This is a genomic window from Halobacillus sp. GSS1 (assembly GCF_017307035.1).
Taxonomy (GTDB): Bacteria; Bacillota; Bacilli; order Bacillales; family Halobacillaceae; genus Halobacillus; species Halobacillus litoralis.
Genome location: NZ_JAFLHE010000016.1, coordinates 18,773 through 35,737 on the forward strand (window position 1 = coordinate 18,773; position 16,965 = coordinate 35,737).

The following is a 16,965-nucleotide window of genomic DNA, read 5'->3' on the forward strand; positions in this document are numbered from 1 at the left end:
ATTAAGCTGAAGCGGTGTAGGGTCTTTCAGTGTCATCTTCAAAATCTACTTCAAGCCCTTTTTCTATAGGTTTTTCTGCGCGTTGTTGATTCCATTCAAAATGCTGTAGTTGCTCGTTCAAGTCAGCCACCATATCTTCAAGGTGATCCGTTTCTTTGATCATCTGTTGGAAGGCCGCTTGCTGCTCGACGGTAGACGCAGAGATTTCCTCTGTGCCAGCCGCCGTCTCCTCAACGATACTGCTCACATTCTCTACGGAAACATAAACATTTGCACTCTTATCTTTTGATTCATCTAAGCCATTGACCAGTGATTTCAGCTGTTCGTCGATTCTCTTCACTTGAGAGCTTATTTTTTCAAAAGCTGTCTTAGATGTATCGACAGAAAGGTTTTGCTGCTCAGAAATTTGAATAGTCTCCTGCATTTCCTGTTCAATGACTTGGACGCCTTCTCTAATCTGCTTGACCATTTCAGTGATGTGTCCCGTAGCTGAAGTGGATTGATCGGCAAGTTTACGCACTTCTTCCGCTACGACAGCAAAACCTTTTCCATGTTCACCAGCGCGTGCTGCTTCAATCGCAGCATTCAGGGCGAGAAGGTTTGTCTGTTCTGCAATATCATTGACGAGTTTGACGGTAGATTCGATTTGATCCGTATATTGGATGAAATGATTTACGGACTTTTCTACGTTCGCAATGGATGCGGCACTTCGGTCCATAAGCGCCCGTTGATCTGTAATGCTCGTCTGCCCTTCCTCGACATAAGTGAGGGCTTGCTGACTGGCTTTCCTCGAAGATTGCCCCTGTTCACGATTCATTTCAAATCCCTGGTGGAGGTCATCCATAAGATTTGCCACATCCTGGACATCTTCAGAAATGGATTGGCTCCCTTGGGCAAGTTCATCGGTTGAATGGGCTACTTGGCTTGATATTTCAGAAAGGCCTCCCATTTCATTGTGAAGACGGGAACTGAAATCTTGTACATTTTGCCCGATGTGATGAACGGATTGAACGGTTCCTTCTAGATTACCGATCATTGTACGGAATGATCGCTTCAGTTGACCAATTTCGTCCTTCTCTTTATCACTAACTTCAATCGAAGTTGTTAAGTTTCCATTGGCCACTTCAGAGGCTTTTTCAGCGAGGTCACGTATCGGCCGCGCGATATGTTTCGTTAGTCTTGTAGTTGAAAGAATCGTAGAAAGTACAAGGACGGCAGCTGCGATGATTGTGAACAGGATCAAGTTTTGTATGGTCTGTTTTTGATTCAACATTTGAGCGTCATACCAAGATTGCGCTTCTTTTTGAAGCATGTAGATGTCATTGATGATTCCGCTGGTACGCGCAGCTTGACGTTGTACTTCATTGGTATCGTTGCTTGTCAGGGCCCCTGATGCAACCTCTGTCCAATTTTCAAATTTTGACTGTGCCTGGTTGTACCATCGTTCCTGAGCATCTGTTGCAATGAGGGGTTCCATATCCCCGAAGATACTCTCGGTTTGTTCAATCAGAACCTCGGCTTCGCTGCGTGAAGCTTCTGAAGGGTTGTATCCATAGGTGGTCAAAGCCTGTTCCACACTGACGAGCTGACCATGCAGTTCTTTACCTTCAAGTAGAATTTGAACATCTTGATTGGACGAGCGTTGTAAGTCCATCATTTGAAAAACAATGAAACTAATGAGAGCCAGGCATAAAAGTAATGGAATGAGAGTCATTGTATACAATCTTCTTCCGATAGTCATCACGTTTCCTCCTTACTTTCCTGTCGCTTCATTTAATAGATTTTGTTCCTTAGGTGTCAATTCGATCACTCGGATCGGAGCAAGTCCTACACCATTTTCCTGAATGCCGAGCGTTTGTGTTCCTCCATCCAGCTTTTGTCCATCACTCAAAAGTTTCATCACATCATAGAGAGCGACATTAACATTTTTAAGCATGGAAGAGACGACGGCTTCTTCAGCTACGAAAAACTGGTCGCTATCCACACCGAATGCGTAAATTTCCTGTTTCTGAGCTTCTTTCAGCACGCCGATGCCTGTAAAACCTGCCGCAGGAAAGACGAAGTCAGTACCTTCTGCCACCATCTCGTTTGTAATAGTCGCTCCTCGTTCATCATCATCAAAGGTCTCTGCATATTGAGAGAGAATCTTTGCATCTGGATTCGCTTCTTTCACTCCTGCTTTGAATCCCTCTTCAAAACGTTCGACAACTGGAATTTTCTCGCCGCCAATAAATCCGACAGTCCCTGTTTTTGTTTTCATTCCAGCAATGAGCCCGATCAAGTAACTCCCTTCATCTTCTTTAAAGGTGATGGACGTTACATTTTCAAGTTCAGAGACAGCATCTATCATGACAAATGCTTGATCAGGATTTTCCTGCGCTAACTTCTCAATGGCTTCCTGCGAATTATATCCAAGCCCGATGATGACATCATGGTCTTGGTCTAATAATTCCTGGGCATTCTTTTCATAATCCTGTTCAAACGGTTCACGATAATCAAAAGTGATCCCCAACTCATCACGGGCTTGTTCGAGTCCTTGAAAAGCTGAATCACTGAAAGAATCGTCACCGAGTCCGCTATCTGTGACAATCAGACCAGCGCTAATTGTATCTTCTGTATTCGCTTTCGTTTCATTGTTCGCACATCCTACCGTTCCTATGAGCAAGGAAAGGAGGACGAATGGTATGTAGAGACGTTTCAAAATCACCACTCCTTCATATGATGTCTGACATCTATAAATATCGGCAACACCCAGGACGATTTAAATAGGAAGGAAGACTTAAAGTGCTCGTTCAATAAAAACTCCCTTTAGTGGAAGACTCAGTTTCGAGACTTTTGTTGAGTGGATGGGGGCTACGGGGAAGCTCGCTTTCCGCGGGAGCGCGGTGAGCCTCCTCGGCTTCCCAACCACCCCCGACGCCCAATAAGGTAACGAAACCCGAAAACATCTCGAAACTGAGTCTTCCACAATTCTGCCATTTAGTTGAATAATAGGGAATAAAAAAACCACGATGACGTTAGGTCATCGTGGTTTGGGAGTGACTTAATTGAAAGGCATCAGCCAGGAGTTCGTAGGAGCGTAAACGATCTTCAAATGGAGTGACGATCGTGTTGACGATCACTTCATCTACGTTGTAACTTTCAGCCAGCTGCTCAATTTCTTCTTTTACTTTTTCGACAGAGCCGACGATCATTCGGTTTCGGTTATCCTGGATTCGTTCTTCTTCGAAAAGGGTGTACTTATGGCTGAGCGCCTCATCAGGAGTAGGGAAATGTGTGCGTTTCCCGCCTTGTTCAATTTGGAGAAGAGCAAGATCCAAACTTGCAGCAAGGTATTCGGCATACTCGTCCGTTTCTGCGCAGACGACAAATACAGAAACATTCCCGGTTGGACTGCTTTGCTGCATAGAGGTTGTGAAATAATCCTGATAGCGATCCATTGCCCGTATTCCTCCTCGTCCATTGATGAAATGGGCGAAGGAGTAGGAGACACCTAAGTCTGCAGCCAAACGTGCACTTGTACCGCTTGATCCAAGCATCCATACAGGCGGGGCTGTTTCTCCTTTCGGGGTCGCATAAATATCCATTCCGTGCGGATCATGCCCGTGTAAATAAGCCATTAACTCTTCCACCTGGGATGGGTAGTCTTCAATACTTGGAAGCTTCCCGCGGTTCAAGGCTAAGTTGACGTTGGGCATCCCACCAGGAGCACGGCCCACCCCGAGGTCGATACGGTCAGGGTGGAGGGTTTCAAGAATTCGAAAGGCTTCCGCCACTTTATAGGAACTGTAATGGGGGAGTAATACGCCCCCTGTACCAATGCGGATGTTTTCTGTATGAGCAGCCAGGTGAGCCGCAAGTATTTCAGGCGCAGAACCTGCAAGACTGCTTGTACTATGATGTTCAGATACCCAGAAACGGTGATATCCCAGCTTATCCGTCCACTTTGCGAGTTCTGTTGTTTGTTGTAAGGCTTCTTTTGGGTCTGTCCCTGTTAAGATAGGGGATTGATCCAATACACTTAATTTCATTTTCATACCCCTTTTACTTCTTTCGTTGTCATTCTATCTAACTACTATCGTCCCATGTGCCACGTACAGATGCAAATGTAAAACAATTCTTTTCCTTCTTTTCTCAAAAATTCAGAGCTCGGCAGGTTACTGGTAAAGGGACTTTGAGAACCTTTTACCGGAACCCTTAAACACACAAAAATCTCGAAATCAATTCTTCAAGAAACCTGCCATATTCTTTAATAAATCATGGAGGGGATTTGTTGAGTGAACAAAGAAAAACCGGCTGTCTTGGAGACAGCCGGTTTTTCTCTGGAGTTATCGTGATAGGATACCTAGTAAACCGTAAGTCAGGATGGACTGGCGTTCCATCTTGAACATCTGGCGTACTCTAAGGTCATCGGTATGTAATGGTGTGAAGAAGATCGCTTCATTTCTGAATTCATCTTTCGGCTCGACAGCCAGCCATTCACCATCTTCAAGACCGGATAGGATTTCAACGAGTCCTTGTTCTTCAACACCTGTTTCGATGTCGCGGCGCTCTAAGATTCCTTCCTCATTCATCACCCATGCATAAAGGTTCTCTTCAGTCTCCAGCGCTTTCTCAATAGCGGTGACTGCACCTAACGCTTCATCTGTAATGATTTTTAAATCTGCATGGTAGCCAGCCAGCAATTCCTCTGAAGGGTCTTCAAGTGAAACGGTAAAAGGGTAGCGGCTTGAGCGGTGGACTTCAACTTCTTCCGGGTAATCGTCCACAGAATCTAATGTACCTGTTGTTTCATATTCCATTTCAGGTACATGGATTTCGACGACCATCTCTTCTTCGATTTTCTTCCTTTCCTGTTCAGGAATCGTCCCTTTTAATACCAGATTCGTAGATTCCAATGTAAGAAGAGGGGCTTCAAGATCTTTTGAGATTTCGCTTACTGTACCTGAAAACGCGCTTGTAACGGTGATTCGATCACCTTCGTCCTGGAGCTGGTCCAGTTGATCTTCTATCATTTCGAGCATGGCTTCCTGCTTTGCCAGTTCTGATTCTTGCTCGGCGATCTTCTCTTCTTTCATATATTCGGTCTCTACGTAGGAAGGAGGAGTAGTGTCACTTGTATCAGAATTATTACTGAACGGACTTGAGTTGCTGCCGGTGTCTGGAGGATCAGGTACGCGATAGCTTTCAATTTCGTCAATTAAACCTTCTATAGCATTAATTTCTTCTTCTAACCGGCTCACTTCGGACTGAAGGCGTGCTTCTTCCTGATAGTAGTTTAAGACATCATACGTGTAGAGGTCATCGCCTTCGCTGACAGTGTCACCTTCTTCAACAAGGAACTCATGGAACGATCCAACATCTTCGTTAAAATAGACCGGTTCTGATTCCTCTGATGCGAACACAGCTTTTGTATCCATTTTTTCAAATAAATCATAGGTGATTGTCTTGGACCATTCTTTGATATAAGATTTGCGATCCACTTGTTCTCCTTCATCGAGGAAGATGAGGAAAGCATTGGTCGTAACGAAGGCCACAATCAAAATTCCCAGGATTCTGCCTTTAACATTGATTTTTTTCATAGATCTTTACACCTGCTGCTTTCTTATCTGAGTAAATAAAGGAGATACAAATCGAATTTAGATAGGGCGGCTGTACCTGCCCACAACAACATATGCCAGAAAACAACACCGACCCAGATCCAGCCAATTTTCGTCTTGGAAAGCCAGGAGATACACTTCACCTGGTACCAGATGATGAAAAGCTGAAAAATGGAGATGGCTCCGCATAAGTAAATGACCCAATCAATGCTGGTGAAATAAGAGGCGATCACTCCGAAAGAAAAGGGAGAGACGTACCAGTCAATACCTGCATAAACCATGAGAGGAATCCAGGTGATCCGTTCGATCAGCATGATCAGCAGGACATTCATCTGCAGAATGAAAAGTTTTTTATAAGAAACATTGTTGAACAACCAGAAAAAGAAAGATGAAATGAAGAGCGTGAACAAGAATAAAAGGATGGCAAATCCGGCGCGTCCAAGTAAGAACCATGCTTTCCTCATTTCATATTCGACTCTGTTCAGGTCAGACATGTTGGCAGAAATCGCATCCGTACCGAGACCAAGCCACGCTGTCCAGACATATGTAAGAATCGTCAAACCTAATAAAAAGAATAATAGATTCCAAACGTTTTTGAGCCGTTCCGCTTCGTTCAGTTTGAACAAATGGTCTTCTCGGCTTGTAAATAGTTTTATTAAATGAATCGAGTATGTCATGCGTTCCATCCTTTAATATAGAAAATAAAACTCTCTGTCTTATTCTAACGGAAATTGTCAGTTGTTGCTATAATTACCTTGCAAACTGTTTGGAAAAAGTTGGGGGGATAAACCCCGATGTATCTTTTCATATAAGCTGCCTTTTCTTGAAGACTCAGTTTTAAGACGTTTGTGGGCTCGTTGCCTGATTTGAGCGTTAGGGGTGGTTGGGAAGCTACTCGCTTTCCTGTGGGGGAGTGGCGAGCTTCCTCGGGCTACCGCCCTGCGGGATCTCTCCGAACTCTTTTCTCCCACGGGAGTCTCGCAGCTTCCCAACCACCCCATTCGTTATTGAGAGAAACGAACCCCCAATACCGAGGATGAGTGTCCCTTACTCCTCTCTCCTAAGTCGGCATAAGAGCGCTTTATATCAAACTTTAAATTCATTGAAGCGGAAAATTTTTATATGATTCATTTCGCTTAATCATTCAAGCTGACCTTTTAGGAGTGTTTCGAGAATCTTTCATGGTAAAGGGGCGGAGGGGAATGGTGAGACTCCTGCGGGAAAAAAGTGCAGGGTGAGACCCCACAGGACGCAGTCCGAGGAGGCTCACCGCGCTCCCGAGGAAAGCGAACTATTCCCCGCAGCCCCATCCACACCACAAAAGTATCGAAACTGAGTCTTCCATCACCCTCCCATTTTCTTTACTATTAATTAGAAAAAAGCACGGTGCTGGATGCACCGTGCTTTTTATTCAGCCTTGAGAAGGTGCCGCCTGGTAGGGCGGATCTTGGTCTTTCGCTTTGAAAAATAGGGCTCGATCTTTGTAAAGGAAGATCATGGATAGCACGAAAGCGAACAGGTCTGAAAGAGGGAAGGCGAGCCATACGCCTGTCACTCCGAAAAAGTTTGGCAAAATCAAGACGAGCGGAATCAAGAACAGAACTTGACGCGCCATAGATAAGATGAGCGCAGGCTTTGCCATTCCCAATGCTTGATAAAGGCCGCCACTGACAACCTGGGCACCGATCAGAATGGCGAGAGCGAACATAATCCGGATGGCATAAGCCCCTGTATCAATGGTCGCTTCATCTCCAGTGAAGATGTTCATCAAACCTTCAGGGAAGGCCATCATCAAAATGAAAATGCCTGCAGAGATGACCGTAACGACTTTCATACCGAGCAAGACCGTTTCTTTCAGGCGGTCGTAATTTTTGGCCCCGTAATTATAACCAATAATTGGCTGCATGCCTTGGAGTACACCAATCATAGGCATGATCGTAAACATGGCGAGCTTCTGGACAATCCCGAAGACCCCGACCTCGAATTCACCACCGAATTTAATCAGCATCAGGTTGATGGCGATCATCATGCCGCTTCCAGATACTTGTCGAATGAAAGCCGGCATCCCAATGGTTAACACTTCACGGATGACGGTCCATTGCGGCTTCAAGTAGGAAGCTTTCATTACAAGTGATGATTTTCCTTTTAGGAAGTAATTCAAGACGACAATGGTTACCGTCGCCTGTGAAATAACGGTGGCGACAGAAGCCCCCTGCACCCCCATATCCAAACCGAAGATGAAGATTGGATCGAGGATCATATTCAAAACAGCAGGGATGATCATCGTAATCATTGCAAACTTGGAGTTTCCTTCAGAACGGATGATGCTGTTCGTCGTAAAGGCGAAAGAGAAGAAGAAAGATCCAAGCATGATTGGGAACAAATAGTCCGTTGCATAAGGCATAATGTTCTCGGTTGCTCCGAATAGTTTCAGTAATGGCTCAAGAAAAGTGAAGGCACCGATGAATCCGAAACTTGAGACGACCACAATCGTAAAAAGGATGTTACCGAAAACCTGGTTGGCTTCTTCCGGTTTGTTTTCCCCTAAACGTCTGGAGATGACAGAAGCACCACCGATACCGACGGCTGCGGCAATGGCCATGATGATCATCATCACCGGGAAACCGATACTGACACCGGAGACGCCTAATATCCCGACGCCACGTGCGATGAAAAGCGTGTCAACGACATTGTACAGAGCCATAACAAACATGCCAATCATGGCAGGGACGGATAAATTCATTAATAATTTAGGGATGGGTTGGGTCCCTAACCGCTGACTTTGTTGTTTCATTTGTCTTCGCTCCTTGATGTTTTAGGTTTCAAGTTGTCTTGCATTTTCTTCAACCAGGACACCATGATTTGCTGTTCTTCTTTTGAAAGCCCCTGGTTCGCTTCTTCTTCAATATCAGCGACGATTTTCAGAATGGTTGCATGCAACTCTAATCCTTTATCCGTAAGCTTCACAAGCTTTGTCCGTTTATCTTTTTGGCAGGACCTTTTCATGATCCGGTCATGCTTTAAGAGTGTTTCAATCAAGCCGTTCATCGATGAGGCTTTGATGTGGAGCTGTTTTTGCAGGTCCGTTTGGGATTGCTCTCCCGCTTTGGCAAGAAAGTAAATGACTTTCGCCTGTGAATGGGTCAACCCGTATTCTCCTAAGCGCTGGTTATATATATTCTGTAAAAAATGTGCGACCATATTGATGTTGTAACCTAAGATTTGATCTATGTTTTGCTTCATATTTACTTAGCCCCCTAAACAAATTATAGTATAATACGACTTTGCTTAGAAGTAAACGAAATTGTATCCTTTAGGGGAGATATGGCCGTCTTATGAACTTTTCGCCTTTCCATGAACTCTTTTCCTTACCAAAGCTCAATCACTACTGCTGCTTTGTAGTAAAATAAAGGAAAAGAAGGGGTGATCGTATGGTTCGAACATTAAAAACCCATCCGAAGTCATTTTACGGTGGCGTACTTTTTTTGGCAGTCTTACTCTTGTCAAACTTTTTCATTCAAAAAATGGAAATAACCGGCCAAGTACCGCCGCTAATTGTATGGGCGACTGTCTTTGACATCATGATTGTTCTTCCTGTGGTGCTTTTCCTGTTTGTACTCCGCAGAAAGCCGACCTTGTCGCTGCTTGCTCCTCTATGGCTCTTAGGTGCGGGATTCATTCACTGGGTTGTTCCCGCTTATGCTAAAGAACATCTGCAATATATGAACGTATCCATTATCCTCGTCGAGGCTGGTTTTATCCTCTTGGAACTTTTCCTGCTTGTCGTTTTCATCAAAAAACTGAACATATGGAAACAACACTTCCAAGCTTCCATCCACACCTATCCACATGTACTTTCGAGAATTCATACAGCGACTCAGCAAACGTTTGGAGGTTTTCCAAAATTGGAACGGCTGATCGGGGTGATTGCCACAGACGCTGCTGTTATCCGCTATGCTTTCTTTCCGCATCTTGATCATAAGCCGGCCGGTGCCCAAACGTTCAGTTATCACAAAAATAGTGAATACTTCGGTGTTTTTCTCATGCTTGTCCATGCCATGCTTATTGAAATCATTGCGGTCCATGTCATGCTTATGCAGTACAGTCACACGATCGCATGGATTGCCACCGTCCTGGATCTTTATGCGCTCGTCTTTTTAATCGCTGACTATCAAGCCATCCGTAAAAATCCTCTCGTCATTCAGAGAAATCATCTCCATATTCAAAAGGGGCTACGTTTCCATATGACGGTTCCCTTAGAAAAAGTGAGTGCTGTTCGTTGGTATGAAGGGGAAACAATGCCCGTGGAACGTCATTCCTTCTCCCTGATGCTCGCTGGCCTTGAAAAGATGCCTCCTCAGTTAGAAATAAGGTTGAGCGAAGAGGTAGAGGGGTATCGTCTATTTGGTTTCAAATGTAAAGTCACGAAGATTTTCCTGAGCGTTGATGAGCCGGAAAGACTTATTCAAACCTTAAATGAAGTACGAGTGGTTTCAAAGAAAGATATTTAGTCAATTATGATAAGAGGAAGGAAGGGATTCTATGCCTCGTTATCAAAGTGGAATCTTTATATATAACGGAAAAAAGGACGAAGCAGAGATGGAAACAGCTCTTTCTCAAGTGTTGCCGGCCTTGAGTAAAGAGGTGAAAGAGTTAAAGGTCATCCAAACCCTGTCTTTGGATGATTTATATGGGAACTGCCGGCATTATGGTCCGGAGGTCGATGTTTTTTTCATCTTCGGGGGAGATGGCACCTTACATGAAGTCATCAATTGTCTGGCACCGTTGGAGAAACGTCCGGTGATCGGTGTGCTGCCAGGTGGCACGTGTAACGATTTCAGCAGGGTGCTGGATACGCCCCAGCGGCTCAATCAGGCAGCTGCATCCATCATTGAAGGAGAAGAGGTTATTGTGGATGCAGGCAGGACAGAGGATGATTATTTTATTAACTTCTGGGGCATTGGATTGGTGACACAAACCTCCTTTAACATTGACGAAACCCAGAAAAACCGGTTCGGTGTGCTCAGTTATTTCATGAGCGCACTGAAAACGATGAATCAGGCCACCCCTTTTCATTATAAAATGACGATAGATGACGAAGAAGTTGATGGTGAGGCGGTGATGATCCTGATTATGAATGGACAATTCATCGGGACGAGGCGTGTCCCTGTTCCAACGATCAACCTGCAGGATGGGAAGTTTGACGTGCTCATCGTGAAGAATTCCAACTTGACGTTATTCCGTGAATTAATGACGATGGGGCGCCCGCAAGCCGACCATAATGAATTTCAAGAGATTTCCCACTATCAAGGGGAGAAAGTGAATATCGATGTTGAATTCAATCAGGATGTTGATATGGACGGTGAAATCAAAGGGAAGACACCGGAAAAATTGGAGGTGCTTCCAGGTCATTTCACCTTCTTAAGTGGAGGACCCAACGCGCTGCAGAATATGGACACCCCTTAAGGAAACCGTGAATTTGAGGAAAAGGGATGGTTTGACAGTTAGAATTTGTTAAACTTATACTATCTTTATATTTTGTAAAGGATGGGCGAACGTGATGAACGAACAAGAACTGTACCGCAAGAAAAAACAAGATCCCTCGCTGAAGCTGTTTGTCGTATTGACAAAAGCTCAACGCACCATCGCAGATTTAGTGAAGGACGATATCCAGCGATATGAATTGAACCCTACAGAATTCGGAGTGCTTGAGCTTCTGTATCACCAGGGAGATCAGCCATTGCAGAAGATCGGGGAGAAAATTCTGCTCGCGAGCGGAAGTATCACTTATGTGGTGGACAAGCTGGAGAAAAAGGAATACTTGAAACGCGTGCCTTGTCCAAACGACCGGCGTATTACTTATGCGTCCATTACCGAAAAAGGTCGGGACCTGTTGAACGGCATTTTCCCTGACCATTGGAAAGAGATTGAATCCATCATGGACGGGCTGACGGATGAAGAGAAGAACGATGCTATCGAATTATTGAAGAAACTTGGGAAATCCGCAGAAACTAAAAAAGAGTAGCAAATTTTCTGACGATCCGATATAATGAGAGTAATTCTAAAGACAAAGGAGGGTATGAAGATGTTACAGATGCACGTGCTTGATTATCAAATCAACTATGTACGCCGTGCAATTATTCATGATTCAGCTGTCAACGGGACACGTATGTCCAAAATGGCAACTGAATAGTGAAGCAATGTAACGTCTCATACCTGATTATTCACAGATAAAAGTCAGAGGTAACGGGACCTCTGACTTTTTTTGTGTCTTCAAACAAGTCTTTAGGAGGAATTTGCAGTGATCATAACATTAAAAAATTTATATAAAATTGTTGGCGGGGAAGTATTGTTCGAAGCGTTGAATATGGAAATCAAACCTGGTCAGCGTGTCGGGCTTGTCGGCCGGAATGGCAGCGGTAAGTCGACCCTTTTCAGAATCATGACCAAAGAGGAATCGTTGGATGGTGGCGATCTTTTCATTCAAAAGGGAGCGACCATCGGGTATTTGAAACAGATTCCGTCCGCCTGGAAGGGGACGGGGAGAGAGTACTTGCAGCTGGCCTTTACTGAGCTTATTTCTTTAGCTGAACAGATGAAAGAATTAGAAGTAGATATGACAAATCCTGAAAAAATGGAAAAAGCCATTGCCGCTTATGGGGAAATACAGGAGCGTTTCACACAACGGGGTGGATACGAAATGGATGCCTCCATCAAACAAGTGGCGAACGGGTTGAATATCCATCAGTTGCTGGATCAGCCCTTTTCAAGGTTAAGCGGAGGAGAAAAGACGAAACTCGGTCTTGCTAAGTTGTTGCTGGAAGACCCCGATGTTCTTTTGCTGGATGAACCGACGAACCATTTGGATCTACAAGCGATCGAATGGCTGGAAGCGTATTTGCAAGCCTACGACGGGACCATTTGTGTGATTTCTCATGACCGGGCATTCCTTGATCACATCGTGACAGACATTATGGATTTGGAATCTGGAGAAATCGATACGTACAAAGGAAATTACACCGCTTTTGAGCAACAGAAAGAAGAAAAACTGCTTGCTGAATTTCACCAGTATGAAGAACAGCAGAAGAAAATAAAAAAGATGAAAGAGGCCATACGAAGGTTGAGACAATGGGCGAATGAAGCCACTCCGCCGAACCCTAAGCTTTTTAAGAAAGCGAAAAGTATGGAAAAAGCACTGGAACGAATGGAGAAAATCGATAAGCCGGTCATCGACCCGAAAAGAATGAACCTCTCCCTGGAAGCAGATGGGCGGACAGGGAAGGACGTATTTACAATTGAATCGCTGGAGAAACAGTACGGCAGTGAGAAGATTTTGGATGGTGTCGACCTTCACGTCCGTTATCAGGACCGGATTGCGATTGTGGGAGCCAACGGAAGTGGGAAATCCACCCTCTTGAAAATTTTGCTGGAAAAAGAAATAGCCAGCGCAGGGACAATCAAGCGAGCACCTTCCATTAAAATCGGCTATCTTCCTCAAAACCCTCTGCAGGAAGCTGATCGCGATCAGCGGATGATCGACCACTTCAGAGATCACATCCGGGTGACGGAAGGGGAAGCACGGCACAGGCTTGCGGGCTTCATGTTTTATGGATATGATGTCTTCCGTAAAATCCGCCACTTAAGCGGAGGAGAGCAAATGCGTTTGAAGCTTGCGATCTTTATGCATCAGGATATACAAGTCCTGATTCTGGATGAACCGACCAACCACCTGGATGTGGAATCCCAGGAAGTTCTTGAAGAAGCGTTGAATCAATTTACAGGAACAGTCATAGGAGTTTCCCACGACAGGCATTTCCTGGACCAGTGTTTCACTCAAACCGCTTTTTTGGTGGGGGGGAAACTTCACCGCTATATTGGGACGTACGAAGAAACGAAAAAGCATTGGCACGCTCTTTTAGAAGTGCAGGAGAAAGAGCAGACGGGAAAAAATGAAAAATACAGAAACCCAGAACCCCCAGTGAAAGAAGAATCGACCATTGATTGGGAAAAGGAAATTGCCCGTTTGGAACAAGAGATCTCTACGGTTGATCAACAGATGCTGCACGGTGACGATGTTCAAGAGCTAATGGAACTCCAACATCAAAAAGAGCAGTTGGAAAAAGACTTGGAATCTCTGTATGAACATTGGATGGAAGCGCAGTGATGATTTGTACAATCCAATCCTAAGAAAATAGGCAGGAACCCTGAGGTTCCTGCCTTTTTCGTGTTTGTCCCCATCGATCATGAACAAATATCCTTCTATAAAATGGACACATGTTTAGAAGGATCGCCTCTTTTTTCACGATAATAGTCCACCAGTGTCTCGGTATAGGAGAAAAAGTCGGGACAAAAAATATTTGAAGCAGCTAAATCTATTTCTGCCTGCCGATTGTCATAATCTGCACTACAGAGAAAGTAATCAAGAGCTTCCCTTTGAATGCCTAGAACTTTCCGCAAAGGACGAAGTTTCAATGATTGATTGGCAAGACCCAGCGGCAAGGGGAAATGTGGGTATTTATCTGTATACACATAACTGAGCTGTTCGTAGATTTCTTTGGCTGTGTAAGGGTTGGGGTCCGTGAGGTGATACGTATTTCCGCTGCTTTCGGAATGATGGGCAAGGTAGTTTGTTGCTTCAATGACGTAATCCTGAGGCACAAGGTTGACTCGCGCTTTTCCTTTACCGAAGTAAGGAAGAACGGGCAGATTTCTTAAAGCGTCTACTAGATTTAATATAAAATAGGGGCCGTCAAATTTGGCCGTCGCCCCCGATTTTGTATGACCGACCACAATCCCTGGGCGGATAATGGTTGTCGGGATCTTTTGGCACATTCGGTGAACGAGGTTTTCTGCTTCGTATTTGGTGTATTCATAATGATTTTTAAAACCTTTTCCGTGAACGAGTTCTGTTTCATAAACGGTGCCTTCCCGTTTTCCGGAAACATAGGCGGTGCTGAAATAAATATAACGTTCCAATTTCAGGCATTGGGAAACCCATCGATTCACTTCTCTTGTCCCCTGGACATTGATTTTCCATGCCGGCAGGAGAGGGACGGCTAAATCATAAAGAGCAGCAAGGTGGAAAACGTGGGTCACCTCTTTTAGTAATGGCATGGCTTTCGATGAGTTCAGCCCCAACCCTTCCTGAGTAATATCCCCTTGAATGAGTTCAATTTTTTCGGTATTCACTTCTTGGTCCTCTTTCCACGTCTCAATCTGCTTTTTTGCTTGTTTTTCCGTGGAGGGAAGATGAAGGAGGTAGACCTTCTCTATGGATTTCCTGCCTCTAAAAAGATCTTCAATTAAGGCTGTAGCTAAATATCCTGGGAAACCAGTAAACAAATACGTGTTGGACATAACCATTCGCCTCCGTCATTCGTTTGGTTACCATTTCGTGATTGATCATTGAACTTCCTTCTTTTACCTATCCATTTGTTTATTAGGAAGGAAGAGGGGAAAACAAGGAGGAGTCACATATTTATTGGGAGGTTTTCACATGAAAGTTCTTGTTATTGGAGCTAATGGTAAAGTAGGAAAACATATTGTCGATAAACTTGTAGGAACCGAGCATACTCCATATGCCATGGTTCGTAAGCAGGAGCAGATCCCTCAATTCGAAGAAAAAGGCGTAGAAACAATCCATGCAGATCTGATGAGAGATTTTGAACATGCTTTCAAAGGTATGGATGCCGTCATCTTCGCGGCAGGATCGGGCCCTGATACAGGCGCAGACATGACGATCGTCATTGATCAGGAAGGAGCGATTAAGGCAGCGGAGCATGCGGAAGCCAATGGCGTGAAGCGATACATGATGCTAAGTTCCATCGGAGCAGACCGTGCAGAAGAAGCGCCTGACGACTTCAAGTTTTATCTTTACGCGAAACGGCGTGCAGATGAATACTTGAAAGGTACCGATTTGGATTATACTATTGTCCGTCCTGGGGGTCTGACCAACGATGCAGGCACGGGTAAGGTGACGCTCAAGGGACGTACAGAACAGGGAGAGATTCCGCGTGAAGATGTTGCCGCAACACTTGTCCATCTTCTGTCTGTAGAAGGTTCCATCCACCAAAGCTACGACCTCATCAGCGGTGACACACCGATTGAAGAACTATAGTGAAAAAGGAGGAGCCGTGTGCTCCTTCTTTTTTAATCCGTTTATTAAAGTTTATGGCAGGATTCTTGAAGACTCAGTTTTGAGACTTTCCGGGGTTCGTTGCCCGGGTTGAGCGTCAGGGGTGGCTGGGAAGCTACTCGCTTTCCTGTAGGGAAGTGCCGAGCTTCCTCGGGCTACGCCCTGCGGGATCTCGCCGATCTCCTTTCTCCCACGGGAGTCTCGCAGCTTCCCAACCACCCCATTTGATGAAGGGGATAACGAACCCCTTTGCCAAGTTGGGTGGTCTTCCACCATTGTTGTATCCATAAAACGTTCTGTATCAAGCTTTCAGCATTCAATCACCTCGTCATGGGTGTTTTATCCTTATACTCCTTTCAAACTGAAAAGCTGATTCTTCGGGAAGTGGTTTCGAGATACTTATATGGTAGAGGGCGGAGGGGAATGGCGAGACTCCTACCTTAAGTGTGCAGGCGCCTTGATCAGCGGCGTATGGACTGGACTGAGCTGGCGGAGATAAAGGAAACACGAAGAACGGAGTGATTCGATGTTGACTTATCGTACAGAAGCGAGGGAAGTCTCACTAGCCGCTAGGCGCCGGAACCGGATATCTTCGAGGAAAAAAGTGCATGGTGAGACCCCACAGGACGTAGTCCGAGGAGGCTCACCGCGCTCCCGCGGAAAGCGAGTCATTCTCCGCAGCCCCCATCCACACAACAAAAGTCTCGAAACTGAGTCTCCAAGAAAAGGGAGCGTTTATGTAAAGGGGATGTGTTGAAAATAACAGAACCGTGACAAAAAATGAGTGAATTTTAATGAGGAAATAGGTTTAACTGTTGTGAAAACGGGTATTAAATTTTTAGGCAGAATTGCAAAAGACACAAGGAGGGGGAGCTTTGGGTAACCCGGAAGTGATCGTGTACACCAGTCGGAACTGTCACTATTGTGAGAAAGTACTAGGAACATTGGGAGATTGGGAAATTGATTATGAAGAGCGGAATGTATCTGAAAACCGTAGCCACTTCAAAGAACTGCAAAGAAACAACATTTACGGTACACCCGCTGTATTTATAGATGGAGAAAAGATTCTCGGTTATCAAGAACGTAAAATGAAACAGAAGCTGAGAATAAAAGAAAACCCTCAGTATATTAGGACTGACTCCATGAACTTTTCCTAAATGGTTTCGACAAGTGATGATCATCACTTGTTTTTTTTGTCCAAAATCATCAATAAATAAGGGGATCAATCGC

The 16,965-nt window shown here is 44.8% G+C and carries 15 protein-coding genes; 7 read left to right on the forward strand and 8 right to left on the reverse strand.

Annotated features, from left to right (window positions below):
- Position 1: 1 nt before the first annotated feature.
- The 7 genes from J0K78_RS17940 to J0K78_RS17970 all read right to left on the reverse strand — a co-directional run bounded on the left by J0K78_RS17940 (position 2) and on the right by J0K78_RS17970 (position 8,843).
- Positions 2–1,741 carry a methyl-accepting chemotaxis protein gene (locus J0K78_RS17940; protein WP_206948323.1) on the reverse strand — a complete coding sequence of 580 codons (1,740 nt, stop codon included), beginning with the start codon at positions 1,739–1,741 and terminating at the stop codon, positions 2–4.
- Between the two features lie 12 nt (positions 1,742–1,753).
- Entirely contained in the window at positions 1,754–2,707 is a 954-nt protein-coding gene (locus J0K78_RS17945; RefSeq protein ID WP_370551178.1) for a BMP family lipoprotein, read from the reverse strand.
- A 310-nt stretch (positions 2,708–3,017) separates the two neighbouring features.
- A complete protein-coding gene (locus J0K78_RS17950; RefSeq protein WP_206948325.1) occupies positions 3,018–4,031 on the reverse strand; it encodes an LLM class flavin-dependent oxidoreductase in 1,014 nt (337 codons plus the stop codon).
- Positions 4,032–4,328: 297 nt separating this feature from the next.
- Complete coding sequence (locus tag J0K78_RS17955; protein WP_206948326.1) at positions 4,329–5,582, reverse strand: efflux RND transporter periplasmic adaptor subunit; 1,254 nt, start codon at positions 5,580–5,582, stop codon at positions 4,329–4,331.
- 23 nt (positions 5,583–5,605) lie between these two features.
- Entirely contained in the window at positions 5,606–6,277 is a 672-nt protein-coding gene (locus J0K78_RS17960) for a hypothetical protein (RefSeq protein ID WP_160916851.1), read from the reverse strand.
- 734 nt (positions 6,278–7,011) lie between these two features.
- Positions 7,012–8,394: an MATE family efflux transporter gene (locus J0K78_RS17965; protein WP_206948327.1), complete on the reverse strand. Its 1,383-nt coding sequence runs from the start codon at positions 8,392–8,394 to the stop codon at positions 7,012–7,014.
- A complete protein-coding gene (locus tag J0K78_RS17970; RefSeq protein ID WP_160916855.1) occupies positions 8,391–8,843 on the reverse strand; it encodes a MarR family winged helix-turn-helix transcriptional regulator in 453 nt (150 codons plus the stop codon). The genes J0K78_RS17965 and J0K78_RS17970 overlap by 4 nt, the downstream gene beginning before the upstream one ends.
- A gap of 188 nt (positions 8,844–9,031) precedes the next feature.
- Between J0K78_RS17970 and J0K78_RS17975 the strand changes: the two genes are divergently transcribed.
- From J0K78_RS17975 to abc-f, 5 genes are all read left to right on the forward strand, one after another.
- On the forward strand, positions 9,032–10,111 hold the full coding sequence (locus J0K78_RS17975) for a hypothetical protein (RefSeq protein WP_206948328.1): 1,080 nt from the start codon (positions 9,032–9,034) through the stop codon (positions 10,109–10,111).
- A 31-nt stretch (positions 10,112–10,142) separates the two neighbouring features.
- Complete coding sequence (locus tag J0K78_RS17980; protein ID WP_206948329.1) at positions 10,143–11,066, forward strand: YegS/Rv2252/BmrU family lipid kinase; 924 nt, start codon at positions 10,143–10,145, stop codon at positions 11,064–11,066.
- A gap of 94 nt (positions 11,067–11,160) precedes the next feature.
- Positions 11,161–11,625, forward strand: coding sequence for a MarR family winged helix-turn-helix transcriptional regulator (locus J0K78_RS17985; protein WP_160916894.1), 465 nt, complete (start codon positions 11,161–11,163; stop codon positions 11,623–11,625).
- A gap of 60 nt (positions 11,626–11,685) precedes the next feature.
- The gene (locus J0K78_RS20220; protein ID WP_279626144.1) at positions 11,686–11,793 is read left to right on the forward strand and encodes an RAxF-45 family protein; all 108 of its coding nucleotides are present in this window, start codon (positions 11,686–11,688) and stop codon (positions 11,791–11,793) included.
- 108 nt (positions 11,794–11,901) lie between these two features.
- The gene (abc-f, locus tag J0K78_RS17990) at positions 11,902–13,764 is read left to right on the forward strand and encodes a ribosomal protection-like ABC-F family protein (RefSeq protein WP_206948330.1); all 1,863 of its coding nucleotides are present in this window, start codon (positions 11,902–11,904) and stop codon (positions 13,762–13,764) included.
- 95 nt (positions 13,765–13,859) lie between these two features.
- On the opposite strand, the gene J0K78_RS17995 is transcribed toward abc-f, so the two are convergent.
- Positions 13,860–14,957, reverse strand: coding sequence for an SDR family oxidoreductase (locus J0K78_RS17995; protein WP_206948331.1), 1,098 nt, complete (start codon positions 14,955–14,957; stop codon positions 13,860–13,862).
- A 139-nt stretch (positions 14,958–15,096) separates the two neighbouring features.
- Between J0K78_RS17995 and J0K78_RS18000 the strand changes: the two genes are divergently transcribed.
- Both J0K78_RS18000 and J0K78_RS18005 read left to right on the forward strand, forming a co-directional pair.
- A complete protein-coding gene (locus tag J0K78_RS18000) occupies positions 15,097–15,717 on the forward strand; it encodes an SDR family oxidoreductase (RefSeq protein ID WP_206948332.1) in 621 nt (206 codons plus the stop codon).
- An 893-nt stretch (positions 15,718–16,610) separates the two neighbouring features.
- The gene (locus tag J0K78_RS18005) at positions 16,611–16,892 is read left to right on the forward strand and encodes a glutaredoxin family protein (protein ID WP_206948333.1); all 282 of its coding nucleotides are present in this window, start codon (positions 16,611–16,613) and stop codon (positions 16,890–16,892) included.
- Positions 16,893–16,965: the final 73 nt, after the last annotated feature.

What these genes read in the sequence shown, in the direction of transcription:
- J0K78_RS17940 (WP_206948323.1), bottom strand. Translation starts at nt 1,741, where the DNA reads ATGACTATCGGAAGAAGATTGTATACAATGACTCTCATTCCATTACTT.
- J0K78_RS17950 (WP_206948325.1), bottom strand. Translation starts at nt 4,031, where the DNA reads ATGAAATTAAGTGTATTGGATCAATCCCCTATCTTAACAGGGACAGAC.
- J0K78_RS17955 (WP_206948326.1), bottom strand. Translation starts at nt 5,582, where the DNA reads ATGAAAAAAATCAATGTTAAAGGCAGAATCCTGGGAATTTTGATTGTG.
- J0K78_RS17960 (WP_160916851.1), bottom strand. Translation starts at nt 6,277, where the DNA reads ATGACATACTCGATTCATTTAATAAAACTATTTACAAGCCGAGAAGAC.
- J0K78_RS17965 (WP_206948327.1), bottom strand. Translation starts at nt 8,394, where the DNA reads ATGAAACAACAAAGTCAGCGGTTAGGGACCCAACCCATCCCTAAATTA.
- J0K78_RS17970 (WP_160916855.1), bottom strand. Translation starts at nt 8,843, where the DNA reads ATGAAGCAAAACATAGATCAAATCTTAGGTTACAACATCAATATGGTC.
- J0K78_RS17975 (WP_206948328.1), top strand. Translation starts at nt 9,032, where the DNA reads ATGGTTCGAACATTAAAAACCCATCCGAAGTCATTTTACGGTGGCGTA.
- J0K78_RS17980 (WP_206948329.1), top strand. Translation starts at nt 10,143, where the DNA reads ATGCCTCGTTATCAAAGTGGAATCTTTATATATAACGGAAAAAAGGAC.
- J0K78_RS17985 (WP_160916894.1), top strand. Translation starts at nt 11,161, where the DNA reads ATGAACGAACAAGAACTGTACCGCAAGAAAAAACAAGATCCCTCGCTG.
- J0K78_RS20220 (WP_279626144.1), top strand. Translation starts at nt 11,686, where the DNA reads ATGTTACAGATGCACGTGCTTGATTATCAAATCAACTATGTACGCCGT.
- J0K78_RS17995 (WP_206948331.1), bottom strand. Translation starts at nt 14,957, where the DNA reads ATGTCCAACACGTATTTGTTTACTGGTTTCCCAGGATATTTAGCTACA.
- J0K78_RS18000 (WP_206948332.1), top strand. Translation starts at nt 15,097, where the DNA reads ATGAAAGTTCTTGTTATTGGAGCTAATGGTAAAGTAGGAAAACATATT.